Source organism: Streptomyces sp. NPDC058525 (assembly GCF_042719495.1).
Lineage (GTDB): Bacteria > Actinomycetota > Actinomycetes > Streptomycetales > Streptomycetaceae > Streptomyces.
Genome location: NZ_JBHXNP010000089.1, coordinates 16,306 through 40,146, shown reverse-complemented (window position 1 = coordinate 40,146; position 23,841 = coordinate 16,306). Strand labels below are relative to the sequence as shown.

Here is a 23,841-nt window from a genome sequence, read left to right as displayed (position 1 = left end):
ACTCGCACCTGGCAGACAGCACCAGCCAAATCCAGCCCCGCCGGCGTTTGAGGCGCGGGGTCTGGGGCGGAGCCCCAGCAGCGGCGGGGCGGATAGACGGACACCGCGAGGCCTAGCGCAGCGTCGTGGTGCGGTCCTGGCGGTACGTGGCGACCAGCGCCAGGCACAGCGCCGCGATCGCCACCCGCCCCGACGCCTGCAGCAGCGGCCCCCGCAGCAGGATGAAGGAGTAGCCCGCCACCAGCGGGACCACCACCGAGATCAGGCTCCCCGGCGGAGCCCTCCGCGTGGCCCGCTTCGCATAGCGCCGGTCGACGCGGGCCGACGCGTAGCCCATGCCCAGCAGCCCGGCCCCCATCCCCAGCGGCCCGAAGTCGAGCCACAGCTCCGCCCAGATCGGCGAGGAGAGGTTGGTGTTGACCGTGCCCATCCACTGGCCGACCATCACGCCCGTGTCGCGCGGCTTCCCCGGCCACACCGACCTCGGCACCGCGAACAGGACCGACCCGGCCAGCTGGCGCCCGTAGAAGTGCCCGGGGCCGGACTCCGAGAAGGTGATGGTGTTGGCGAACATGCCGATCTGGTCGTAGTCCTTGAGCGCCATCGGCTCGAGGAAGGAGGTGGTCTCGACCGGCTTGTAGTTCTTCTCGTCGTACCGGAAGCGGTCCGCGAACGGGAAGACGAGCAGGGCGACGATCACGGCCATCGACAGCGCCACCCGGTACATCGCCGCGCTGACCGGGAAGACCGTGAAGAGCAGCGCGAACATGACCGTCAGGAACCAGTAGCGCGGGTTCGAGATCGGGTTGTTGACCACCAGGTTCAGCAGGGCGAGCGCCGACCAGGTGACGATGATGGACACCTTGCGCCGGGCGAATTTCGAGGTGATCAGCCAGCGCGTGTACAGCAGCAGCGACAGCAGCGCCGGCACGGTGCCGAAACCGCGCAGCAGGGCCTGGCCGGCCTGCCCGTCGCCGTTGGAGACGCCCGCCTCCTCGATGCCCGCGATGATCTCCTGGCGGCTGGAGAAGAACACCGCCGGGCCGCCCAGCTTCATCACGAAGACGGCGCTGCACAGGAAGGACAGGGCGGTCAGCAGTTGGAGCCGGCGCCGGTGGGTCATCACCGGCCGCGACTGCTTCTGGGAGCCGCCCGCACGGCCGGCGGGCCGGTGCCGGGCGAGCAGGACGCCCACGTCGAAGGCGGTGCAGCCGAGCAGCACCAGCCCGATGGCGGCGGTGAGGTCGGAGCGCGGGCCGACGACGGGCGTCGGGACCTGGCCGAGGACGGCCTGGGCGAGCGGGGCCACGCCCATGGCCATGTAGACGAACAGCCAGAAGGAGCCCTGGAGGAGCTTGCGGCGGCTGGTGAGCACCATCGCGGAGAGGCGGGCGCCCGCGTACATGGTGAGCAGCAGCTGGAGCCAGAACGCCGCGTCGCGCGCGCCCGCGCCGGTCTGGACGGCGACGAACAGCGGCAGGAAGACGGTGAAGCCGAGGGCGAGCGGGACGGACAGCGCGCGGGAGAGCAGGGTGCGCGGGGTGGTGACCCGGCCCCACAGGGACTCGTCCTCGAAGGGGGACGGCGGGGGCGTGACGGGGGGCTTGCGTATGTCCGTTGCCACTGCCGCCCCCACCCCATGTGCCTGGTCCGCGCGCAGTCTAGTCTGAGCGGGCCGCGCCAGGGGAGGCGCGTTCGCGTGGAACGATCGGGGCTTCAGTTGCGTGACCTTCCTGCCTTCACGCTGGCCGGGTACGACAAGGGGCGCGGGCTGCTGACGCAGGCGCTCTGGTTCGCCGTGATGAACACGCTGTTCATGAGCTGGTTCTGTCCGGCGCGACTGCGGGTGGCCCTGTTGCGGGCCTTCGGGGCGAAGATCGGCGAGGGTGTGCTGATCCGGCACCGGGTGCGGGTGCTGTGGCCGTGGAAGCTCACCGTCGGGGACCACACCTGGATCGGCGAGGGCGTCTGGCTGCTGAACCTGGAGCCGGTGACGATCGGTTCGCACGTGTGCCTCTCGCAGGAGGCGATGCTGTGCACCGGCTCGCACGACCACCGGGCCGCCGACTTCCGCTACCGCAACGCGCCGGTGACCGTCGAGGACGGGGCGTGGGTGGCGGTACGGGCGACCGTGCTGGCCGGGGTGACCGTGGGCCGCTGCGCGGTCGCGGGCGCGGGCGCCGTCGTGCACAAGGACCTGCCCGAGCTGACCCTGCAGACCCAGGACGGGCGCCGTCGCCCGGTGGAGGAGCCCAAGTGAGAGTCCTGCACGCCGTCACCCTGCACTCCCCCTCGCACGCGTTCGGCGGGCCGGTACGGGTCGCGCTGAACCTGGCGAAGGGGCTGCGGGCCCGGGGTCACGAGGCGCGGCTGCTCGCGCTGGGCGAGGGGTTCCCCGAGCCGTGGCCGACGGACGTCGAGGGGGTCCCGGCGAAGCTGTTCCCGGCGCGGCGGATCCTCCCCCTGGGCTTCAGCGGGATGACCTCGCCGGCGCTGCTGGCCTCGGCCGGGCGGCTGGTGCGGGACGCGGACCTGGTCCACGTGCACCTGGCCCGGGACCTGGTGACCCTGCCGGTGGCCCTGGCGGCGCTGCGGGCCGGCCGGCCGCTGGTGCTCCAGACCCACGGGATGGTGGACCCGAGCGAGAAGCTGCTGGCCAAGGTGCTGGACGCGGTGGCCGTACGCCGGCTGCTGCGCGGGGCGGACGCGGTGCTGTACCTGACCCCGCACGAGCGGTCGGGCCTGGACGCGGTGGTCGGCGGCGCGCCGCCGGCGAGCGCGGTCCGGCTGGTCAACGGCACCCCGGCGCAGGAGGAGCGGCCCGTTCCGAGCGGTCCCCCGCGCATCCTGTACTCGGCGCGCCTGCAGGCCCGCAAGCGGCCGGTGGACTTCGTGGACGCGGCCCCGGCGGTGCTGGCCGCGCATCCGGACGCCCGGTTCGTGGTGGCGGGCCCGGACGAGGGCGAACTGGCCGCCGTACGCGCCCGCGTCACGGCCCTCGGCCTCACCGACCGCTTCACCCTCCCGGGGGCGCTGTCCAGTGCGGAGGTGCTGGCGGAGCTGCGCCGGGCCCATGTGTACGTGCTGCCGTCGGTGGACGAGCCGTTCCCGATGTCGGTGCTCGAGGCCCTCGCGGTGGGCGTCCCCCCGGTGGTGACCCACTCCAACGGCCTGGCCCGCGACATCGCCGCCGCGGGCGCGGGCCGCGCGGTCGACCCGGGCCCGGCGGGCGTGGCCTCGGCGGTCCTGTCCCTGCTCGACCCCGCGGCCAACGCCGCCGCCTCGTCGGCGGCCCGCAAGCTGGCCGTGGAGTCCTTCTCGATGGACGCGGTCCTCGACACCCTGCTCCCGGTGTACGAGGCGGCCCTGAAGCGCTGAGCGCGGCGCCGCGGCTCAGATGTCGCGGCGCTGTTCCACGACCGGGAGCGCGCCCATGGCACGGCGGCGCTTGAGGACGCTGCTGTACACGGCGAGGCCGATGAGCCCGACCCCCATCATGATCAGCCCGACCACGTCGAGGTTGACGCTCTCCATCTCCCAGTCGGTGGCGAAAGTCAGGATGGCTCCCACCACTATCAGACCGATGCAGCCACCAAGGCCGGTCATAGCATTCGCCTCCGAAGGCTCGCTGTCGTCGTACTCCGGCCCCGCGAATACCCCCGCCCTCCAACGGAAAACGCCCTCTGCGGCCGGTGGTTCGGCGGCAGGGGGCGTTCTCGTGTGTGGGCGGGGTCAGGCCGGGATCCAGGCGTAGCAGCCCGAGGAGGTGAACTCGGAGGTGCCCGAGGGGATCTTGGCGGTGATCTTGTCGCCCGCGTTGGGCGGGGTCTCCGGGCCCGAGGCGAGGATCGAGCCGTCCTTGGACTTCGCCTCCCACGTGCAGGTGGAGGCCTGCGTCAGGGCGCGGTAGGTGCCGGCCGCGGGCGCGGTGCGGGGGCCTTCGGGGAAGCCCTTCTCCGCGGCCGCGAGGATCGGCTTCTGGTCCGGGCACAGGTGGGTGATCGCGTCCTTCGCGCCCGGGATCTCGCCGGTGATGACGGCCCCGGTCGCCGCGTCCTTGTCCCGCTTCGCGGTGTACTGCACCCGCTGGCAGGCCTCCTGGCCGGACTGCAGGACGGCCGCCGGGTCCATCTTCTCCGGGACCCGTCCGCTCAGGTACTTCTTCTCCTGCGCCGTGAAGGTGCCCGTCTTCGGCGTGAGCTTCGCGTCGGGCAGGACGGGGCCCGTCGGCTTCGCGTCGGGGGCGGGCGCCGAGGGCGCCGGGCTGTCCGCCGGGTCGGGGGCCGCCGAGGAGGCCGGGGGCTTCGCCTTCGCCTCCGCGCCGGAGTCGGCCTTGCCCCCGCCGGAACAGGCGGTCAGCGTCAGGGCGGCGGTCAGCAGGACAGCGGCCGCTGCGGAGCGTCGGTACATCGGATGGCTCCCGTGCTTACTGGGGTGGGACAGGGGTGCGGGGCCCGGCCACGTGGTGCCGGCCGGGCCCCGCCATGTGCTCGTCGCTACTTCGCGCCGAAGGTGAGGACCAGCTGCGGGACGCCGTCGGCGGCCGTGGCCTCGGAGGACCAGATCCACAGCGGGTCGGTGCCCGTGCTCGTCAGGCCCAGGCTGTAGCTGTTGCCCAGCACCGCGGAGACCGCGGCGGTGTCCAGCGGCACGGAGTGGACCGCCGAGCCGTCCGGCACGCCCGCGATGGTGCCGAGCGGGGTGGTGCCGAGGGCGGGCTTGCTGGTGAAGGTCGTGCCCGCGCCGGTCCAGGTGCCGGTGACCGGGACCACGGAGACGGTGTCGGCGGTGCCGGCGCCCGTCTGCGTGTTGGTCTTGAACTGGAGGGCGGCGGACTTCAGGACCTGCCCGGCCGGGGCGGCCGGGATGTTGAAGCGCAGGTACGTCTCGTACGCCGAGGTGCCGCGCACCGCGAGCGAGGTGGACGTGCCGTAGGCGGTGCCGGGGGCGCCCTGGTTGACGTAGGTGTCCTCGGTCGCGTTGACCTTGGAGACCGAGTCGGTGGGGGCCTTGGCCAGGGTGAAGTGGTTCTTGACCTGGGCCTCGGTCAGCGCCGTCGGGTAGATGGCCGTCTCGTCGATCTGCCCGGCGAAAAGGTTGCTCGTCGGGCGGGTCGGCCAGCCGGTGAGGTTGTCGCCGCCCACGTGCCAGTAGCCCGCGTAGGTCTGCGTGCCGGTCCGGTTCGACGAGTCCTTCTTCTGGCCGTCCACGTACAGGGTGATGCCGCCGGGGCCCTGGGTGCCGACCACGTGGTGCCACTTGTTGTCGTTGTACGTGTCGAACAGGCCGGTGGAGACGGTCTGGGCGGAGCCGTTGGAGACTCCGAAGACCAGCCGGCCCGTGTTGGTCATGTACAGGTGCTTGTCGTACGAGCCGCTGGAGCGCTCGGTGTTGCTGCCGAAGCCGACCAGCTTGCCGCCGCGCGTGGTGCCCGTCTTGAACCAGGTCTCGATGGTGAACGTGCTGCCGACGGTCTGGCGGTGGTCGCTGTAGACCTTCTGGCTGGTGCCGTTGAAGCCCATCGCGGTGCTGGCTCCGGTGACCGCGCCCGGGGTCTGGCGCAGGGCGGGGGCGTTGAGCTGGACACCGCTGGTGTTGCCGCCGGCCGAGGAGTCGGCGACGTACGGGCTGACGGTGTCGTCGAAGCGCCAGTACAGCTGGGCGCCGTCGGCGCGGACCTGGTTCGGGTACGACTGGACCGCGGTCGGGACCGTCACGGAGACGCTGGCCGACAGGGCGCTGGTGTTGCCGGCCGCGTCGGTCGCGGTCACGCGGTAGCTGTAGGCCTGGCCGGCCTTGACCGTGGTGTCGGTCCAGGAGGCCTGCCGGCGCTGCCACTCCAGGGAGTCCGCGTTCACCGTGGCGGCGGGCGTGGCCGAGCCGTTGCGGTAGATGCGGTAGGTCAGCTTGCTGTCGTCCGCGTCGTAGCTGGTGCGCCAGCGGACCTGGGCCTCGCCGGGCTTGACGCTGTCGACGCTGGCCACCGGGGTGGTCGGGGCGCCGACGTCGCCGGTGGAGGCGAAGCGGGTCAGGGCCTGCTGCGGCTTGCCGTTGATGAGGGTGAACTCACCGCCGACCCACATGTACTTGACGTCGCTCTTCTCCGCGACGGCCATGACGCGCGGGCCGATGCCCTCGCCGAGGCCGTCGTTGGAGGTGGGGTGCCAGCCGAGCTTGCCCGGGCCGCGCACGAAGCCGCCCACGGGCGCGGGGGCGGCGCCGGTGTGGTCGGTGGGCTGGGCCAGCAGGAAGTGGCGCTTGCCGTCGGGGAACTCCAGCTCGGTGGAGCAGTCGTGCGCGTGCGAGGAGCTGTAGAGCACTCCGTCGTAGGGCAGCACGTACTGGGTGGCGCCGAGGCAGCGGTCGCGCCACTTCTCGCTGAAGTCGGTGTTCAGGCCGATGCGGCCGTCGAAGACGCCGCCGCCGGAGCCCTCGCTGCCGGTGTAGTAGCCCGTCGCGTCGGCCGAGATGTCCTTGACCACGGAGTTGGACGGGATGTTGCTGTACGTCTTGGTGACGGCGCCGGTGGTGGCGTTCACGACGGCAAGCGCGTGCGTGTTGGAGTTGTTGACGGAGAAGAAGTCGCCGCCGAGCAGGACGTTCTTGCCGTCGTTGCTGACCTCGATGGCGCGGCCGGGCTCGTCGGCGTTGGCCGTGAAGGGCTTGAGCGCGCCGGAGGCGGCGTCGACCGCGGCGAACCGCTCGCGGGTCTGGCCGTCGACGGCGTTGAAGTCGCCGCCCGCGTACAGGGTGTCGTCGGTGACGGCGAGGGCGCGCACGGTGGCGGGGAAGCCCGGGTGGAACGCTGCCTTGGGGGTGCAGCTCGCGATGTCGATCGCGGCGAGGCTGGAGACCGGGGTCCCGTTGACGGCGCCGAAGTAGCCGCCCGCGTAGAGGGTCTTCTTGTCCTTCGAGACCTCGAGCGCGCGGACCGTCGCGGTCCCTTCGGACACGGTGAAGGCGAGCTTGCACGAGGTGGGGTTGCCGGTCGCGGCGTCGAGCGCGGCGAAGTTCACGGCTTCCTGCTCGGTGCCGGCGGCGCCGTCGGGCGGGCGGACGGCCGAGAAGGTGCCGCCGGCGAAGACGGTGCCGTTCGCCTGGGCCATCGCGAACACGATGCCGTCGGGCTGCCAGGTCGGCAGGCTGTCGGCGGTGAAGGCCACTGGCGCCGTGATGGCGGACGCCTGCGGCATCAGCACCAGGCCTATACCGGTGCCGGCACCGGCCAGTGACAGGACGAGGGCAGCAGTCAGCCCTCTGGATCTACGCATGAGCCCCCCAGGGCATAGCCCGGTTTGATGGCTGGAACTATCCGAACAGCCATATGTACGGGCGCAGACTAGGGCTCACGCGAGGGCCCGGTCACCCTCCTTGACCCATTGCATACCAAGTTGGAATCAACAGGTTCAGCATGGAGGGTGCACTACGGACATATGGCAGGTTTACCCCGGCCACACCCACACAGACCTGTGGGTATGACCGTGACACGGCAAATCGTAGGGGAAATATAAGGCCTCAGCGGTCGATGCGGACCGTCACGCCCGCCAGTTGGTCCTCGACCTGGCGGATGTCGGCGTCGACCATGATCTTGGCCAGTTCGGACACCAGGACCGTCGGCTTCCAGCCGAGCAGGTCATGCGCCTTGGAGGCGTCGCCGATGAGCGCGTCGACCTCGCTGGGGCGCTCGTACTTGGGGTCGTAGTGAACGTGCTCGTTCCAGTCGAGGCCCGCGTGCGCGAAGGAGGCCTCGACGAACTCGCGGACGGTCGCGGCCACCCCGGTGGCGACGACGTAGTCGGTGGGCTCGTCCTGCTGGAGCATCCGCCACATGGCGTCCACGTACTCGGGGGCGTAGCCCCAGTCGCGGACCGCGTCGAGGTTGCCGAGGTAGAGCTTCTCCTGGAGGCCGGCCTTGATGCGGGCGACCGCACGGGTGATCTTGCGGGTCACGAAGGTCTCGCCGCGGCGCGGGGACTCGTGGTTGAACAGGATCCCGTTGACGGCGAACATGTCGTACGCCTCGCGGTAGTTCACCGTGGTCCAGTACGCGAACACCTTGGCGGCGCCGTAGGGGCTGCGCGGGTGGAACGGGGTGCCCTCGTTCTGCGGGGGCGGGGTGGCGCCGAACATCTCGGAGGACGAGGCCTGGTAGATGCGGGTGTCGACACCGCTGGCCCGGATGGCCTCCAGCAGGCGCAGCGCGCCGAGGCCGGTCACGTCGCCGGTGTAGAGGGGCGCGTCGAAGGAGACGCGGACGTGGGACTGGGCGCCGAGGTTGTAGACCTCGTCGGGCCGTATCTCACGGAGCAGGTTCACCAGGGCCACGCCGTCGGAGAGGTCGGCGTGGTGCAGGACGAAGGACCGGTTGGCGGTCTGCGGGTCCTGGTAGATGTGGTCGATCCGCTCGGTGTTGAAGCTGGAGGAGCGCCGCACCAGCCCGTGCACCGTGTAGCCCTTGGAGAGCAGCAGCTCGGCGAGGTACGAGCCGTCCTGCCCGGTGACGCCGGTGATCAGTGCGGTCTTGCCCATGCGGTCCCCCTGGGGTGCGTTGTGTTCCGTTGTGCCGGGCGTGTGCTTCCCCTGCCCGCCCGGGGCTGCCCGATCCGGTGTCCCGGAGGCTGGATGCGTACCGTACACGGCCATTCCGCCCATCCGCGCCCGGGTCCGCCCGCGCCCGGCGCCGACGGCCCCGGGCGGGGTCCGGTGCGGGCTCCGGGCGAAGTCCGGGCCGGGTCCGGGCCGCCGGGCCCGGACTGCTGCCGTGCCCGCGGCGGCGGACTGGCATCATCGGCGGTATGACAAGTTCGATGCCGCTCCTGCCCCCGCACGCCCGCGTCTTCGTCGCCGGCCACCGCGGCCTCGTGGGGTCCGCGGTCGCGCGCCGGCTCACGGCCGACGGGCACGAGGTGCTCACCCGGGGCCGCGCCGACCTCGATCTGCGGGATGCCGCCGCGACCGCCGCGTACCTGGCGGACGTCCGCCCGGACGCCGTGGTGCTGGCCGCCGCGAAGGTCGGCGGGATCATGGCCAACAGCACGTACCCGGTGCAGTTCCTCGAGGAGAACCTGCAGATCCAGCTCAGCGTGATCGGCGGCGCCCACGCCGCCGGCGTGGGCCGGCTGCTGTTCCTCGGGTCGTCCTGCATCTACCCGAAGCTGGCCCCGCAGCCCATCCGCGAGGAGGCCCTGCTGACCGGCCCGCTGGAGCCGACCAACGAGGCCTACGCCCTGGCGAAGATCGCCGGCATCGTCCAGGTCCAGTCGTACCGCAAGCAGTACGGGGCCTCGTACATCTCGGCCATGCCGACGAACCTCTACGGCCCCGGCGACAACTTCGACCTCGAGTCCTCGCACGTGCTGCCCGCCCTCATCCGGCGCTTCCACGAGGCCGCCGCCGAGGGCCGCGACGAGGTGACGCTGTGGGGCAGCGGCACGCCGCGCCGCGAGTTCCTGCACGTGGACGACCTCGCCGACGCGTGCGCGGTGCTGCTGAACGGCTACGACGGCGACGAGCCCGTCAACATCGGCTGCGGCGAGGACCTGACGATCCGGGAGCTGGCCGAGACCGTCGCCGAGGTGACCGGCTTCGCGGGACGGCTCGCCTGGGACACGTCCAAGCCGGACGGGACCCCGCGCAAGCTGCTCGACGTGGGCCGGCTGACCTCGCTCGGCTGGAAGCCCGCCGTCCCGCTGCGGGACGGCATCGCGGCCACCTACGCGTGGTGGCTTCGCGAGCAGCAGCGGAACGGCTGACACGGAGGCCCTCAGTACGCTCCGCGGCCGTCGACGACGGCGCGGAGCGTACGGCCCATCACGTCGACGTCACTGGTGAAGGACCAGTTGTCGACGTACTGCAGGTCCAGCTGGATCGTTTCGTCCCAGGACAGGTCGGACCGCCCGCTGATCTGCCACAGCCCCGTCATCCCGGGCCGCACGGTGAGCCGGCGCAGCTCGACCTCGTCGTACTTCGCCACCTCCTCCGGCAGCGGGGGGCGCGGGCCTACCAGCGACATGTGCCCGGTCAGGACGTTGATCAGCTGCGGCAGTTCGTCCATGGAGGTGCGGCGCAGCAGTCGGCCCACCCGGGTCACCCGTGGGTCGCGGCGCATCTTGAACATCAGGCCGTCGTTCTCGTTGTGCCCGGCCAGCTCGGCCTTCCTGGCGTCGGCGTCCACCACCATGGTGCGGAACTTCCACATGGTGAACGGCGCCCCGTCGCGGCCGATGCGCTCCTGCCGGTAGAAGGCGGGGCCGCGCGAGCCGAAACGTATGGCGAGGACGATGCCGAGGAAGAACGGGGCGAGCAGCAGCAGCCCCGCGGCCGCCCCGGCCCGGTCCAGGACCGACTTGAGCAGGGTCTGCACGCCCCGGCTGACCGGCGGCGCGACCCGCAGCACGGCGAGCCCGCCCGCGGACAGGGTCTCCAGCCGCTTGACGGAGACCTCCACCAGACCGGGGAAGACGGCGAGTTCCAGGCCGGCGTCGTGCAGGGCCCAGGCGACCCGGCGCAGCCGCTCCCCCGCGATCCGCGCCCCGGGGGCGACCAGCACCAGGTCGGCGTGGTGGTTGTGGACGGCGCCGAGCACGGCGGCCGAGTCGCCGTTCGGCGCCGGGGGCATCTCCGCGTCCAGGCGGGCCGCGACCGGAACGCCGCTGGTGAGGGTGCCGGCGCCGACCGGGACCACGCCGACGACCACGTAGGGGTGGTCGGTGCGAGCGGCCAGGTGCGCGATGACGTCCTCGGCCGCGTCGGGCTCGCCCACCACCAGGACCCGGCTGACGGCGTGGGCCTCGCGGCGGGCGGCGGAGAGGTGGCGGTAGGTCAGTTTGTGGCAGGCTACGGTGATCAGCAGGGCGGGCAGCAGGGCCCCCAGAGCGGACAGCCGGGGCGTGTCCTCCTCGGTCACCACGCGGGCCACTGCCAGCACGCCGATCAGAATCAGCCAGTCGTGCACCACGGGCAGCACTCCGCGGGACTCCCCGAGCGCCCGGGCCGTGTACCGCCGGCGCAGCGCCTGCACCCCGGTCCACGCCACGGCGGCGGCCAGCGCGCAGTACAGCGGCCGGACCTGCTGCGCTGCGGCGAAGACGAGTCCCACGGGCACGGCGGCGCCGAGCACGTCGGCGCTCACTGCGGCGGGCAGGTACCAGCGGGCCTTGTCACCGTGGCGCCGTGCGGGCAGCGCCGCCCCACGGGCCGCCCCGGCCACTCTTTGCGCCGGAAAATGGACATGCCTCATGGGCCCCCCTGGCACGTGGTCTATGACAGTGGCGAGCGTCCATGGCTTCCCCGGGCAACGGACGACTGTCGCACCGGGAAACAGTACGACAAACACCCGTACGGTAAATGCGTATTGGGGCAACCCAACCTCTTGTTGCTCAAGTGTTAGCAACCGGTATCAGCCGTTCCGAATATCGGAGCCCCCTCTCCCACGCAAAGGTGAATGGTCCGGATACCGGATACGTCTCTTCGAAGAACGAACCGTTTCCGGCCAACCTTTTGACGCGCTCCTGACATTGTGGCGAGCAACTGGCACTCTTCGACCGTTCATCGCACCAGCCCTGTTCTGCCCGGAGGCCCACCCAGCCGTCCGGAACCCCCCTTGCAGAAGGAGTCTGCGTTGAGGTCCACCCCCCAGAGGCGTGCCACCGCGGCCGGCGCGCTCGTAGCCGCGGCAGCCCTGCTCGCCGTAGGCATACAGTCCGGCACCGCCACCGCCGACGCCACCGCGTCGCAGGCCCGCTCGGCCGCCCAGCCCAACCCGGGCGCGGCCAACCGCGTACTCAGCGCTTCGGAGCGTGCGACGCTCCTGGCCGAGGCGAACTCCACCACCGTGCAGGCGGCCAAGGCCCTCGGCCTCGGCGGCGGCGAGAAGCTGGTCGTCCGCGATGTCGTCCAGGATGCGGACGGCACCACGCACACCACCTACGAGCGGACCTACGACGGTCTGCCCGTCCTCGGCGGCGACCTGACGGTCCACGCCAAGGGCGGCGTCACCAAGAGCGTGACCAAGGCCACCCAGCACGAGATCAAGGTCGCCGACACCACGGCCTCGGTGACCCCGGCCGCCGCGGAGAGCCAGGCGGTCTCCGCCGCGAACGCCGAGGGCTCCAAGGAGGCGAAGCCCTCCAAGAGCGCCCGCAAGGTGATCTGGGCCGCCGAGGGTGTTCCGGTCCTCGCGTTCGAGACCGTCGTCGGCGGACTCCAGCACGACGGCACGCCGAACGAGCTGCACGTGGTGACCAACGCCAAGACCGGCGCCAAGATCACCGAGTGGCAGGCCGTCGAGACCGGCACCGGCAACACCATGTACAGCGGTCAGGTGACCCTCGGGACCTCGCAGTCGGGCAGCAACTGGAACCTGACCGACGCCGCCCGCGGCAACCACAAGACCTACAACCTCAACCGGGGCACCTCCGGCACCGGCACGCTCTTCTCCGGCCCGGACGACATCTGGGGCAACGGCCAGCCGGCCAACCTGGAGACGGCCGCCGCCGACGCCCACTACGGCGCCGCGGTCACGTGGGACTACTTCAAGAACGTGCACGGCCGCAACGGCCTGCGCAACGACGGGGTCTCCCCGTACACCCGCGTCCACTACGGCAACAACTACGTGAACGCCTTCTGGCAGGACTCCTGCTTCTGCATGACGTACGGCGACGGTGACGGCAACGCCAAGCCGCTCACCTCCACCGACGTGGCCGCGCACGAGATGACCCACGGCCTCACCTCGGTCACCGGCAACATGACCTACAGCGGTGAGCCCGGCGGCCTGAACGAGGCGACCTCCGACATCATGGCGGCGGCCGTCGAGTTCTACGCCAACAACCCGCAGGACGTCGGCGACTACCTGGTCGGCGAGAAGATCGACATCCGCGGCAACGGCACCCCGCTGCGCTACATGGACAAGCCCAGCAGGGACGGCTCGTCCAAGGACAACTGGTACTCGGGCATCGGCTCCATCGACGTCCACTACTCCTCGGGCCCGGCCAACCACTGGTACTACCTGGCCTCCGAGGGCTCGGGCGCCAAGGTCGTCAACGGCGTGAGCTACGACTCGCCGACCGCGGACGGCCTGCCCGTCACCGCGATCGGCCGCGACGCCGCCTCGAAGATCTGGTTCCGCGCGCTGACGGTCGGCTACTTCAAGTCGAACACCAACTACGCCGACGCCCGCGTGCAGACGCTGAAGGCCGCCGCCGACCTCTATGGCCAGGGCTCCACGATCTACAACAACGTGGCCAACGCCTGGGCCGGCGTCGCCGTCGGCGCCCGCATCGTCAACGGCGTCTCGGTCAGCCCGATCGCCAACCAGAACACCCAGATCAACACCGCTGTCAGCCTGCAGGTCCAGGCCACCAGCACGAACCCGGGTGCGCTGAGCTACGCGGCGACCGGCCTGCCGGCCGGCCTGTCGATCAACTCCTCCACCGGCCTGATCTCGGGCACGGCCACCACCGCGGGCACGTCCAACGTGACCGTCACGGTGACCGACTCGCAGAACCAGACCGGTACGGCGTCCTTCACCTGGACGGTCGGCACCAGCCAGCAGAACGTGTTCGAGAACCTGGCCGACTACCAGATCGCGGACAACGCGACGGTCGAGTCCCCGATCACGGTGACCCGCACGGGCAACGCCCCGAGCACCCTCAAGGTGGACGTCAACATCGTCCACACCTACGTCGGTGACCTCAAGGTCGACCTGGTCGCCCCCGACGGCACCGTCTACAACCTGCGCAACCGCACCGGCGGCAGCGCGGACAACATCGTCCAGTCCTTCACCGTGAACGCCTCCTCCGAGGTCGCCCAGGGTGTGTGGAAGCTGCGGGTCGCCGACCTGGCCAGCCTGGACACCGGCTACATCAACAGCTGGAAGCTCACCTTCTGACCCCCACCGGGGTGAGGTCGGCGCCTGCTGACACCGCATGACCACGGGGCCGCCCGGGAGAAGACCTCCCCGGGCGGCCCTGTTCCATTGGACCGTGCCCCGCCGGGACCACCTGCCCCCGGGCAGGGGACCTTCGGCGCCGGTCCGCGAGCCCTCGCACGGGGAGACTGGGACCAGCGAACCTACGCAACCGTAGGTTCGGGTGACCCAGCGATGACGGACGTGCCCCCATGCCGCAGCTCCCTTCGACCGCTCAGCCCGCCCCGCCCTCACAAGCCGCCCCGTCCGCCCCGCCCGCTCCCGCCGCGCGGCACCCCTGGCTGATCCAGGGCGGCATGGGCGTCGGGGTGTCGGGCTGGCGGCTGGCCCGGGCCGTGTCCCGGGAGGGCCAGCTCGGCGTGGTCTCCGGCACCGCCCTGGACGTCGTACTCGCCCGTGTCCTGCAGACCGGCGACCCGGGCGGACACGCCCGGCGCGCCCTGGCGGCCTTCCCCTTCCCCGAGCTGGCGCAGGCCGCCCTGGACCGCTACTTCCGCCCCGAGGGCCTCGACGAGGGCGCCCCGATGCGGAGCACCCCGCGGCTGCGGGCGGCCGGCGGGGCCCCGGCCGAGATCCTCACCGTCCTCGGCAACTTCGCCGAGGTCTGGCTCGCGAAGGAGGGACACGATGGCGTCGTCGGCATCAACTACCTGGAGAAGATCCAGCTGGCCACCGCCCCCGCGATGTTCGGCGCGATCCTGGCAGGCGTCGACCACGTGCTCGTGGGCGCGGGAGTCCCCGGTCAGATCCCGGCCCTCGCCTCGCGGCTGGCGCGGTACGAACCCTGCGTGACCCGGATCAGCGTGGAGGGCGACGAGCAGCCGCTCGACCACCCCTTCGACCCGGCCGTCCTGCTCGCCGGCCGGACGCCGGCCCCGCTGCGCCGCCCCGCCGTGCTGGCCATCGTGTCGCTCCCGGTGCTGGCGGCCTATCTGGCCCGGGACGAGGCCACCCGCCCCGACGGTTTCGTGATCGAGACCAGCGGGGCGGGCGGCCACAGCGCCCCGCCGCGCGGGCCGATGCGGCTCGACGAGGACGGCGAGCCGGTGTACGGCCCGCGCGACCATCCCGATCTCGCCAAGATGGCGGCGCTCGGGCTGCCGTTCTGGCTCGCCGGAGGCCAGGCCAGCCCGGCGGCGGTGGCCGCGGCCCGGGCCCAGGGGGCGGCGGGGGTGCAGATCGGCAGCGCCTTCGCCCTGTGCGAGGAGTCGGGAATGGCCCCCCACCTGCGCGACGAACTGCGCTCCCGGGCCCACGACGGCACCCTCAACGTCCGCAACGACCCCGAGGCCTCGCCGACGTCCTTCCCCTTCAAGGTGGCCGAGCTGCCGGGCACGGTCTCGGACCCCGAGGTGGCCGCGGCCCGGCGCCGGGTGTGCGACCTGGGCTTCCTGCGCACGCCGGTACGGGGCTCCCGCGGGCTTGCCTACCGGTGCGCCGCGGAGCCGGTCGCGGCGTACGTCCGCAAGGGCGGGGACCCGGCCGACGCGCAGGGCCGGCTGTGCCTGTGCAACGGCCTGCTGGCCACGATCGGCCTCGCCCAGCGGCGGCCGGGCGGCCGGGTCGAGGCCCCGCTGGTGACGATCGGCAAGGACCTGTCGTTCCTGGCGGGGCTCTCCCCGGACGCCGCGCCCTACACCGCGGCCGATGTGGTGCGGTGGCTGGCGGCCGGGGCGGGCCCGGCGGCGCACGGCTGAGGGACGGGCGCGGGCGTCAGCCGATCGAGCGGAAGATGTCGGTGAACAGGTCCCCTTCGGCCGACGCGGCCCGCCCGTCGGTACCGGTGCCGGTGTCGGTGCCGGTGTCGACCCCGGTGTCGGTCCCGGTGTCCGCGTCGGTGCCGCCGTCGGCGGCCCCGTCCTGGCGTCCGGTCTCACCGCTTGCGGCGTCACCGCGGCCGGCATCCCCGCGGCCGGCATCCCCGCGGCCGGTCTCGCCGCGGCCGGTCTCGCCGCGGCCGGTCTCGCCGCGGCCGCCCTGGCCCCCGTTGCCGCCGCCCTCGCCGCCCTGCTCGCCCCGGCCCTGATCACCGGTGCCCTGCTCGCCGCGGCCCTGGTCCTCACGGCCGTCGCCGCCCCCGGCACCGCCTCCGCCGTTCCAGTCCCCGCCGCCTCCGCCCCCGCCGTTCCAGTCCCCGCCGCCTCCCCCGCCGCCGCCTTCGCCGCGGCCCCCGACCGGCTTGAAGTAGACCGCGATGACCGAGACGTTCCGCGCCCGCTGGCCCGGCTCCAGGACGCGCTCCGCCCGGCCGGCGCAGCCGCGGTTGTCGTACAGGTAGGCCCGCGATCTCGTCCGGTTGACCACGTCGATCGCGGGCGCGTTGCTCGAGGTGTCGGTCAGCAGGTAGCAGGTGTCGTTGTCCGCGGGACGGATCTGCGAGCGCCGCTCGCCGCCGTTCTCCTCGATGAACCGGTAGTGCAGCGTGCCGAGACCGCGCCCGCCGTCGTCATCGGCGAGCGCCGGACCGGCGGTGGGCAGGGCGAACGCGAGCGCGCCGGCGAACACGGCGGCGGTGGTGCGAAGACTCATGGGGGAAGTCCGTTCCTCGGGTCTGCGGATGCAGGGTCCGGTGGCGTCCGGTGCCATCCCCGGGCAGCGTAAAAGCCGACCAGTATGCAAAAACGATTCGACAGGCCCGGCACGTCCCAGGTTCACCCGGGCAGCCCGGCAGGGGGGACGGGCGGCGAGGTGGATCCGCCGCCCGTCCCCGCTCCGGGGGCCCGCGTCACCGCAGGAGTACGCCGCCCCCCGCGTCCGTGTCCACCGGGGCCGCGACCAGCCCCAGCTCGGCCGGGCTCGCCAGCAGCGGGTGCGCCGGCAGGATGCGGACCGTGTAGCCGAAGGGCCCCGTGCGGTCGAGGGCGAGCGGGCCCTCGTACACCCACCGCCCCTCCAGGTCCGGCCCGGCGGCCGGCTTGAGCGGGAAGGTCCGCCCGTCGCGGATCACGTCCTGCGGGTCCACCCGCCCGGCGACGGCCTGCACCTCCACGTCCTCCGGCAGCAGCGCGTCCAGCGACACGTGCACGCGCAGCGTGAGGGTGGCCCCCAGCTCGGCCGTGCCGTTGACCGGGGCCGCGGCGAGGGCCTCGACGTGCTCGACGCCGACCCTCGGCCAGGCCGCCCGGACCCGGCCCTTCCACCAGGCGAGGTCGCGCGCCGCCTCGGGGCCGAGGGCGCGGTGGGCGCGCGCGGCCGGGGCGTAGAGCCGTTCCACGTACTCGCGCACCATCCGCCCCGCGAGCACCTTCGGCCCGAGCGAGACCAGCGTGCGCCGGACCATCTCGATCCACCGCACCGGAAGCCCGGTGCGCCCGACCCGGTCGTAGAACCGGGGGGCGACCCGGCCCTCGATCAGCTCGTAGAGGGCGTTGGCCTCCAGGTCGTCGCGCCGTTCCTCGTCGGTGCCGATCCCGTCGGCGGTGGGGATGGCCCAGCCGAAGTCCGGCTCGAACCACTCGTCCCACCACCCGTCCAGCACGGACAGGTTGAGGCAGCCGTTCAGGGCGGCCTTCATCCCGCTGGTGCCGCACGCCTCGAGCGGCCGCAGCGGGTTGTTCAGCCAGACGTCGCAGCCCGGGTAGAGCTTCTGCGCCATGGCCATGCCGTAGTCGGGCAGGAAGACGATGCGGTGGCGCACCCGGGGGTCGTCCGAGAAGCGCACCAGCTCCTGCACGAGCCGCTTGCCGCCGTCGTCCGCCGGGTGCGCCTTGCCCGCGACCACGATCTGCACCGGCCGGTCCGGGTCGAGCAGCAGCCTGCGCAGCCGGTCCGGGTCCCGCAGCATCAGCGTGAGCCGCTTGTACGAGGGCACGCGGCGGGCGAAGCCGATGGTGAGCACGTCCGGGTCGAGCACGGAGTCCACCCAGCCCAGTTCGGCGTCGGCCGCCCCGCGCTGGAGCCAGGAGGCCCGCAGCCGGTCCCGCACCTCCTGGACCAGCTGCTCGCGCAGCACCCGGCGCAGGTCCCACACGTCCTGGTCCGGGATGTCGGCGACGGCGTCCCAGCGGGTGGAGCCGCCGACGGACAGCGCGTCCTCGGTCCGCCCGGCACCGATCTGGCGGGCGCCCAGCCGGACGACCTCCGGGGCCACCCAGGTGGGGGCGTGGACCCCGTTGGTGACGGAGGTGATGGGCACGTCGGACGGGTCGAAGCCGGGCCACAGGCCGGCGAACATCTCCCGGCTGACGGCGCCGTGCAGGGTGGACACGCCGTTGGCGCGCTGCGCCAGGCGCAGTCCCATGACGGCCATGTTGAACACGCCGGGGTCGCCGCCGGGGTAGTTCTCGGCGCCCAGCTCCAGGATCCGCTCGACGGGGACGCCGGACAGCTCGCCGCCCTCGCCGAAGTGCCGGGCCACCAAGGCCCGCTCGAAGCGGTCGATGCCGGCCGGGACGGGGGTGTGCGTGGTGAACACGGTCCCGGCGCGCACCGCCTCGACGGCGGCGTCGAAGCCGAGCCCCTGCTCCCGCTCCAGTTCCCTTATGCGCTCCAGCCCCAGGAAGCCGGCGTGTCCCTCGTTGGTGTGGAACACCTCGGGGTCGGGGTGCCCGGTGATCGCGCAGTACGTGCGCACGGCCCGGACCCCGCCGATGCCCAGGAGCATCTCCTGGAGCAGCCGGTGGTCGCTGCCGCCGCCGTAGAGCCGGTCGGTCACCTCGCGGGCGGGGGCGTCGTTGTCCTCGACGTCGGAGTCCAGGAGCAGCAGCGGGACGCGGCCGACGCGGGCCTGCCAGATGTGCGCGTGCAGGGCGCGTCCGCCGGGGAGGGTCAGGCCGACGCGGGCCGGGGAGCCGTCGTCCTGGCGGAGCAGGGCGAGCGGGAGTTCGTTGGGGTCGAGGACGGGATAGTGCTCCTGCTGCCAGCCGTCGCGCGAGAGCGACTGGCGGAAGTAGCCGTGCCGGTAGAGCAGTCCCACGCCGATGAGCGGGACGCCCAGGTCGCTGGCGGCCTTCAGGTGGTCCCCGGCGAGGATGCCGAGGCCGCCGGAGTACTGGGGCAGGGCGGCGGTGATGCCGAACTCGGGGGAGAAATAGGCGATGCCGGCGGGCAGTTCCGCGCCGTTCTCCCGGCTCTGGTACCACCTCCCGCCGTTGACGTAGTCATCGAGGTCGGCGGCCGCTACGGCGAGCCGCCGCAGGAAGCGGCGGTCGCCGGCGAGCTCCGCGAGGCGGGCGGCGGACACGGCGCCGAGCAGCCGGACGGGATCGCCGCCGGCGGCCTGCCAGCCCTCGGGGTCGACGGATTGGAAGAGTTCGCGGGTTTCGGCGTGCCACGACCAGCGCAGGTTGCGCGCGAGGTCGGTGAGCGGCAGCAGGGTCTCGGGAAGGACGGGGCGCACGGTGAATCGACGGATAGCCTTCACACGTTCCACCTTCGCAGGGGATTGCGGATCGGAGCGGCCGCACCACGCTGTGCATCCGCGCATCACCCCCGGAAGGCTAGCGCCGCCCCCGCCTCCGGGGCCATGGCGCCCGGGCCGGCCCGCGCCCCCTTCGGGCGGCCCGTGTCAGGTGCCGGGGCGGCCTGACCCGTGTCGGGCCGTCCCACTCCGTGGGATCGCGGGTGTCCGTTTCGGGCGGGCCGGGCGGTCCGGGCCATGCGGAACCGGCCAACTCCGGCCAAATCTGCCAAGTGCGCGTACCCGTACATCCGTACGGAAGCATTCGCGATCTGCCCGTTTCCTCCACATTCGATCCTGTGGCCCGTGGGTCCCCGCGAGGGTCGGGTGACAGGTGGGGCTCGTGATGGATGTCGCTACATCAGGTAGTCCTGCGCGACTTGACGGAGCCCGCGCGGATGTCGACCCGGGACTTGGTATTGGCCGTGCCACTACGTACGAGTAGTTAACCAAGGGCGCGGATTGCGCGGGGAGAGAGTGGGAAGGGCTCACCGGGTACACGTGGTACACGCACGGCGCACCCGCCCCCAACCTCTCCCCGCCACCCGAGTGAACGCGGACAGGAGCGGCCATGCCCGCAGCCCAGCCGTCCACCGAGCGGCTAGAAACAGAGCGAACAGAGCGTGCACTACCAGCCGCGATACCGGCTGGCCTGTTGTCACCGAGCCCTGCGAACTGCCCCCAGGTGATCCCATCATGATCGGTCGCATTCCCGTGCTGGACGTCCGCCCTGCCGTCGACTGCGGCGCCAGACCCGCCAAGGCGGTCGTGGACGAAGTCTTCGAGATCTCCGCAACCGTGTTCCGCGAGGGACACGACGCGGTCAACGCCCACATCGTGCTCCGCGATCCGAGCGGGCGGCTGCGGCCCCCCGTGCCGATGCGCGAGCTCGCCCCCGGCACCGACCGGTGGGGGGCGCGGATCTCCGCCGAGGCCGAGGGGAGGTGGACGTACACCGTCGAGGCGTGGAGCGATCCGGTGGCCACCTGGCGGGCCCATGCCGCGATCAAGATCCCCGCCGGGATCGACACCGGCCTCACCCTCCTCGAAGGCGCCGAGCTCTACGCCCGCGCCGCGGCCAAGATCCCCAAGCGTGACGGCCGCGAGGCGGTGCTGGCCGCCGCCGACGCCATGCGGGACGAGGACCGGGAGGTCGCCGAGCGGTACGCGGCCGCCCTCGACCCCGCCGTGGACGCCGCGCTCGCCAGGAAGCCGCTGCGCGAGCTGGTCACCGCCGCCAAGCCGCTGCCGCTGCTGGTCGAGCGCAAGCGGGCCCTCTTCGGGTCCTGGTACGAGATGTTCCCCCGGTCGGAGGGGGCGGTCGTCGAACCGGGCGAGGCGCCGGTCAGCGGCACCTTCCGGACCGCCGCCGAGCGGCTGCCCGCGATCGCGGCGATGGGCTTCGACGTGGTGTACCTGCCGCCGATCCACCCGATCGGCTCCACCTACCGCAAGGGCCCGAACAACACTCTCTCCGCGGGGAGTTGGGACCCGGGCGTGCCGTGGGCCATCGGCTCCACCGAGGGCGGCCACGACGCGGTCCACCCCGACCTCGGGACCATCGAGGACTTCGACGCCTTCGTCGCCCGCGCCCGCGACCTGCGTCTGGAGATCGCCCTGGACTTCGCCCTCCAGTGCTCCCCCGACCACCCGTGGGTGGAGAAGAACCCGCAGTGGTTCCGCCACCGCGCCGACGGGACGATCGCGTACGCCGAGAACCCGCCGAAGAAGTACCAGGACATCTACCCGATCCACTTCGACGCCGACATGGCCGGCCTGATCGAGGAGACCTGCCGGATCCTGCGGTACTGGATGGACCACGGGGTGCGCATCTTCCGGGTGGACAACCCGCACACCAAGCCCGTGTCCTTCTGGCAGAAGGTGATCGCGGACATCAACAAGTCCGACCCGGACGTGATCTTCCTGGCCGAGGCCTTCACCCGCCCGGCGATGATGCGCGCGCTGGCGGCCGTCGGCTTCCAGCAGTCCTACACGTACTTCACCTGGCGCAACACCAAGGCCGAGCTCACCGAGTACCTGACCGAGCTCTCCGGCACCCGGTCGGCCTCCGTCATGCGGCCGAACTTCTTCGTCAACACCCCGGACATCCTCCACGAGTACCTGCAGAAGGGCGGCCGCCCCGCCTTCGAGGTGCGCGCGGTGCTCGCCGCCACCCTGTCCCCCGCCTGGGGGGTCTACGCCGGGTACGAGCTGTGCGAGAACGCCCCGGTGCGGGAGGGCAGCGAGGAGTACCTGAACTCCGAGAAGTACGAGTTCCGGCCGCGCGACTGGGCGGCGGCCGACCGCGAGGGCCGCACCATCGCCCCGCTGATCACCGCGCTGAACCGGATGCGCCGGCGCAACCCCGCACTCCAGCAGCTGCGCGACATCCACTTCCACTCGACCGACAACGAACAGGTGATCGCCTATTCGAAGCACGCCGGCGCCAATTCCGTACTGGTGGTCGTCAACCTCGATCCGCACCACACCCAGGAGGCGACGGTCTCGTTGGACATGCCGGTACTCGGCCTCGACTGGCACGGGTCCCTCGCGGTGCGCGACGAGCTCACCGGCGAGACCTATCACTGGGGCAGGGCGAACTACGTGCGCCTAGAGCCGGGCCGCACGCCCGCGCACGTGCTTGCCGCTCTGCGACCGTCCCCGCCCACCGGAGGGTCACCCACCACATGATGATCAACGATCCCGTCCACGACACCTTCGAGGACACCCCCGCCAAGGACCGCGACCCCGACTGGTTCAAGCGGGCCGTCTTCTACGAGGTCCTCGTCCGCTCCTTCCACGACAGCAACGGCGACGGCGTCGGGGACCTCAGGGGGCTCACCGCCAAGCTGGACTACCTGCAGTGGCTCGGCGTCGACTGCCTCTGGCTGCCGCCGTTCTTCGCCTCGCCGCTGCGCGACGGCGGCTACGACGTCTCCGACTACACCTCAGTGCTCCCCGAGTTCGGCGACCTGGCCGACTTCGTCGAGTTCGTGGATGCCGCGCACCAGCGCGGCATGCGGGTGATCATCGACTTCGTCATGAACCACACCAGCGACCAGCACGAGTGGTTCCAGCAGTCCCGCAAGGACCCGGACGGTCCGTACGGCGACTACTACATGTGGGCGGACAACGACAAGCAGTACCAGGACGCCCGCATCATCTTCATCGACACCGAGACCTCGAACTGGACGTACGACCCCGTACGCAAGCAGTACTACTGGCACCGCTTCTTCTCGCACCAGCCGGACCTGAACTACGAGAACCCGGCCGTCGTCGAGGAGGTGCTCTCCGCCCTGCGCTTCTGGCTGGACCTCGGCATCGACGGCTTCCGGCTGGACGCCGTGCCCTACCTCTTCGCCGAGGAGGGCACCAACTGCGAGAACCTGCCGCGCACCCACCGGCTCCTCAAGCGGGTCCGCGAGGAGATCGACGCGCACTACCCCGACACCGTGCTGCTCGCCGAGGCCAACCAGTGGCCCGAGGACGTCGTCGACTACTTCGGGGACTTCGCGAAGGGCGGGGACGAGTGCCACATGGCCTTCCACTTCCCCGTCATGCCGCGCATCTTCATGGCCGTACGAAGAGAGTCCCGCTACCCGGTCTCCGAGATCCTGGCCAAGACCCCGGCGATCCCGGACCGCTGCCAGTGGGGCATCTTCCTGCGCAACCACGACGAGCTGACCCTCGAGATGGTCACGGACGAAGAGCGCGACTACATGTACGCCGAGTACGCCAAGGACCCGCGGATGCGGGCCAACATCGGCATCCGGCGCCGCCTCGCCCCGCTGCTGGACAACGACCGCAACCAGATGGAGCTGTTCACCGCCCTGCTGCTGTCCCTCCCGGGCTCGCCGGTGCTCTACTACGGCGACGAGATCGGCATGGGCGACAACATCTGGCTGGGCGACCGCGACGGCGTCCGCACGCCGATGCAGTGGACCCCGGACCGCAACGCCGGTTTCTCCTCCTGCGATCCGGGCAGGCTGAATCTGCCGGTCATCATGGACCCGGTCTACGGGTACCAGGTCACCAATGTCGAGGCCGCGATGGCATCGCCCTCCTCACTGCTGCACTGGACCCGTCGGCTGATCGAGGTCCGCAAGGCGAACCCCGCCTTCGGCCTCGGCTCGTACACCGAACTGCCCTCGTCCAACCCGGCGGTACTCGCGTTCCTGCGCGAGTTCGGGGACGACCTGGTGCTGTGCGTGCACAACTTCTCCCGCTTCGCGCAGCCCACCGAGCTGGATCTGCGGTCGTTCAACGGGCGGGTCCCGGTGGAGCTCACGGGTGATGTGCGCTTCCCGCCGATCGGCGAGTGGCCGTACCTGCTGACCCTGGCGGGACACGGCTTCTACTGGTTCCGGCTGCGCGCCGAGCAACGCGGCAAGCAGCGCGCCGACTAGGGACACGTCCCACAGGCCGGGTACGGGGCGGGCAGCACGCGAATGGGTCAATCGCCCGCCCCTGTACGGATCATCCTGACCCGACACTCGCACTTACCGGAGAAGCAACT

The 23,841-nt window shown here is 71.9% G+C and carries 15 protein-coding genes; 7 read left to right on the top strand and 8 right to left on the bottom strand.

The features are described 5' to 3' along the window. Positions 1-112 precede the first annotated feature (112 nt). Complete coding sequence (locus ACFWP3_RS31905; protein WP_384227987.1) at positions 113-1,612, bottom strand: hypothetical protein; 1,500 nt, start codon at positions 1,610-1,612, stop codon at positions 113-115. A 108-nt stretch (positions 1,613-1,720) separates the two neighbouring features. Here ACFWP3_RS31905 and ACFWP3_RS31900 point away from each other — a divergent pair, with 108 nt between their 5' ends. Next, positions 1,721-2,260: a WcaF family extracellular polysaccharide biosynthesis acetyltransferase gene (locus ACFWP3_RS31900; protein WP_384227983.1), complete on the top strand. Its 540-nt coding sequence runs from the start codon at positions 1,721-1,723 to the stop codon at positions 2,258-2,260. After that, positions 2,257-3,378, top strand: a complete 1,122-nt coding sequence (locus tag ACFWP3_RS31895) for a glycosyltransferase (protein WP_384227981.1) — start codon at positions 2,257-2,259, stop codon at positions 3,376-3,378. The genes ACFWP3_RS31900 and ACFWP3_RS31895 overlap by 4 nt, the downstream gene beginning before the upstream one ends. Positions 3,379-3,393: 15 nt before the next feature. On the opposite strand, the gene ACFWP3_RS31890 is transcribed toward ACFWP3_RS31895, so the two are convergent. The 4 genes from ACFWP3_RS31890 to gmd all read right to left on the bottom strand — a co-directional run bounded on the left by ACFWP3_RS31890 (position 3,394) and on the right by gmd (position 8,529). Then, positions 3,394-3,606 carry a hypothetical protein gene (locus tag ACFWP3_RS31890; RefSeq protein WP_069922018.1) on the bottom strand — a complete coding sequence of 71 codons (213 nt, stop codon included), beginning with the start codon at positions 3,604-3,606 and terminating at the stop codon, positions 3,394-3,396. Between the two features lie 126 nt (positions 3,607-3,732). Further along, positions 3,733-4,410 carry a hypothetical protein gene (locus ACFWP3_RS31885; RefSeq protein WP_384227978.1) on the bottom strand — a complete coding sequence of 226 codons (678 nt, stop codon included), beginning with the start codon at positions 4,408-4,410 and terminating at the stop codon, positions 3,733-3,735. An 86-nt stretch (positions 4,411-4,496) separates the two neighbouring features. After that, entirely contained in the window at positions 4,497-7,271 is a 2,775-nt protein-coding gene (locus tag ACFWP3_RS31880) for a LamG-like jellyroll fold domain-containing protein (protein ID WP_384227976.1), read from the bottom strand. A 244-nt stretch (positions 7,272-7,515) separates the two neighbouring features. Continuing rightward, positions 7,516-8,529 carry a GDP-mannose 4,6-dehydratase gene (gmd, locus tag ACFWP3_RS31875; RefSeq protein WP_384227974.1) on the bottom strand — a complete coding sequence of 338 codons (1,014 nt, stop codon included), beginning with the start codon at positions 8,527-8,529 and terminating at the stop codon, positions 7,516-7,518. 266 nt (positions 8,530-8,795) lie between these two features. On the opposite strand from gmd, the gene ACFWP3_RS31870 reads away from it, so the two are divergent. Further along, a complete protein-coding gene (locus tag ACFWP3_RS31870) occupies positions 8,796-9,752 on the top strand; it encodes a GDP-L-fucose synthase family protein (protein ID WP_384227972.1) in 957 nt (318 codons plus the stop codon). 11 nt (positions 9,753-9,763) lie between these two features. Here the strand turns inward: ACFWP3_RS31870 and ACFWP3_RS31865 are convergent, their stop codons facing one another. Next, a complete protein-coding gene (locus tag ACFWP3_RS31865) occupies positions 9,764-11,239 on the bottom strand; it encodes a sugar transferase (protein ID WP_384227970.1) in 1,476 nt (491 codons plus the stop codon). A 381-nt stretch (positions 11,240-11,620) separates the two neighbouring features. Between ACFWP3_RS31865 and ACFWP3_RS31860 the strand changes: the two genes are divergently transcribed. Then, positions 11,621-13,888, top strand: a complete 2,268-nt coding sequence (locus ACFWP3_RS31860; RefSeq protein WP_384227968.1) for a M4 family metallopeptidase — start codon at positions 11,621-11,623, stop codon at positions 13,886-13,888. Positions 13,889-14,118: 230 nt separating this feature from the next. Beyond that, on the top strand, positions 14,119-15,624 hold the full coding sequence (locus ACFWP3_RS31855; protein WP_384227966.1) for a nitronate monooxygenase: 1,506 nt from the start codon (positions 14,119-14,121) through the stop codon (positions 15,622-15,624). Positions 15,625-15,640: 16 nt separating this feature from the next. On the opposite strand, the gene ACFWP3_RS31850 is transcribed toward ACFWP3_RS31855, so the two are convergent. Together ACFWP3_RS31850 and glgP are read right to left on the bottom strand one after the other, a co-directional pair. Further along, positions 15,641-16,456 (bottom strand): hypothetical protein, encoded by an 816-nt coding sequence (locus ACFWP3_RS31850; RefSeq protein ID WP_384227964.1) that lies wholly within the window; start codon positions 16,454-16,456, stop codon positions 15,641-15,643. Positions 16,457-16,652: 196 nt separating this feature from the next. Then, positions 16,653-19,289: an alpha-glucan family phosphorylase gene (glgP, locus tag ACFWP3_RS31845; RefSeq protein WP_384227962.1), complete on the bottom strand. Its 2,637-nt coding sequence runs from the start codon at positions 19,287-19,289 to the stop codon at positions 16,653-16,655. Positions 19,290-20,021: 732 nt separating this feature from the next. On the opposite strand from glgP, the gene ACFWP3_RS31840 reads away from it, so the two are divergent. Next, positions 20,022-22,016, top strand: coding sequence for a maltotransferase domain-containing protein (locus ACFWP3_RS31840; protein ID WP_384227960.1), 1,995 nt, complete (start codon positions 20,022-20,024; stop codon positions 22,014-22,016). After that, positions 22,013-23,731, top strand: coding sequence for a maltose alpha-D-glucosyltransferase (gene treS, locus ACFWP3_RS31835; protein WP_384227958.1), 1,719 nt, complete (start codon positions 22,013-22,015; stop codon positions 23,729-23,731). Before ACFWP3_RS31840 ends, treS begins: the two co-directional genes overlap by 4 nt. Positions 23,732-23,841 lie beyond the last annotated feature (110 nt).

Coding starts and splice junctions, on each gene's coding strand:
- ACFWP3_RS31890 (WP_069922018.1), bottom strand. CDS start 3,606: ATGACCGGCCTTGGTGGCTGCATCGGTCTGATAGTGGTGGGAGCCATC.
- ACFWP3_RS31885 (WP_384227978.1), bottom strand. CDS start 4,410: ATGTACCGACGCTCCGCAGCGGCCGCTGTCCTGCTGACCGCCGCCCTG.
- ACFWP3_RS31880 (WP_384227976.1), bottom strand. CDS start 7,271: ATGCGTAGATCCAGAGGGCTGACTGCTGCCCTCGTCCTGTCACTGGCC.
- gmd (WP_384227974.1), bottom strand. CDS start 8,529: ATGGGCAAGACCGCACTGATCACCGGCGTCACCGGGCAGGACGGCTCG.
- ACFWP3_RS31870 (WP_384227972.1), top strand. CDS start 8,796: ATGACAAGTTCGATGCCGCTCCTGCCCCCGCACGCCCGCGTCTTCGTC.
- ACFWP3_RS31865 (WP_384227970.1), bottom strand. CDS start 11,239: ATGAGGCATGTCCATTTTCCGGCGCAAAGAGTGGCCGGGGCGGCCCGT.
- ACFWP3_RS31855 (WP_384227966.1), top strand. CDS start 14,119: ATGCCGCAGCTCCCTTCGACCGCTCAGCCCGCCCCGCCCTCACAAGCC.
- ACFWP3_RS31850 (WP_384227964.1), bottom strand. CDS start 16,456: ATGAGTCTTCGCACCACCGCCGCCGTGTTCGCCGGCGCGCTCGCGTTC.
- ACFWP3_RS31840 (WP_384227960.1), top strand. CDS start 20,022: ATGATCGGTCGCATTCCCGTGCTGGACGTCCGCCCTGCCGTCGACTGC.
- treS (WP_384227958.1), top strand. CDS start 22,013: ATGATGATCAACGATCCCGTCCACGACACCTTCGAGGACACCCCCGCC.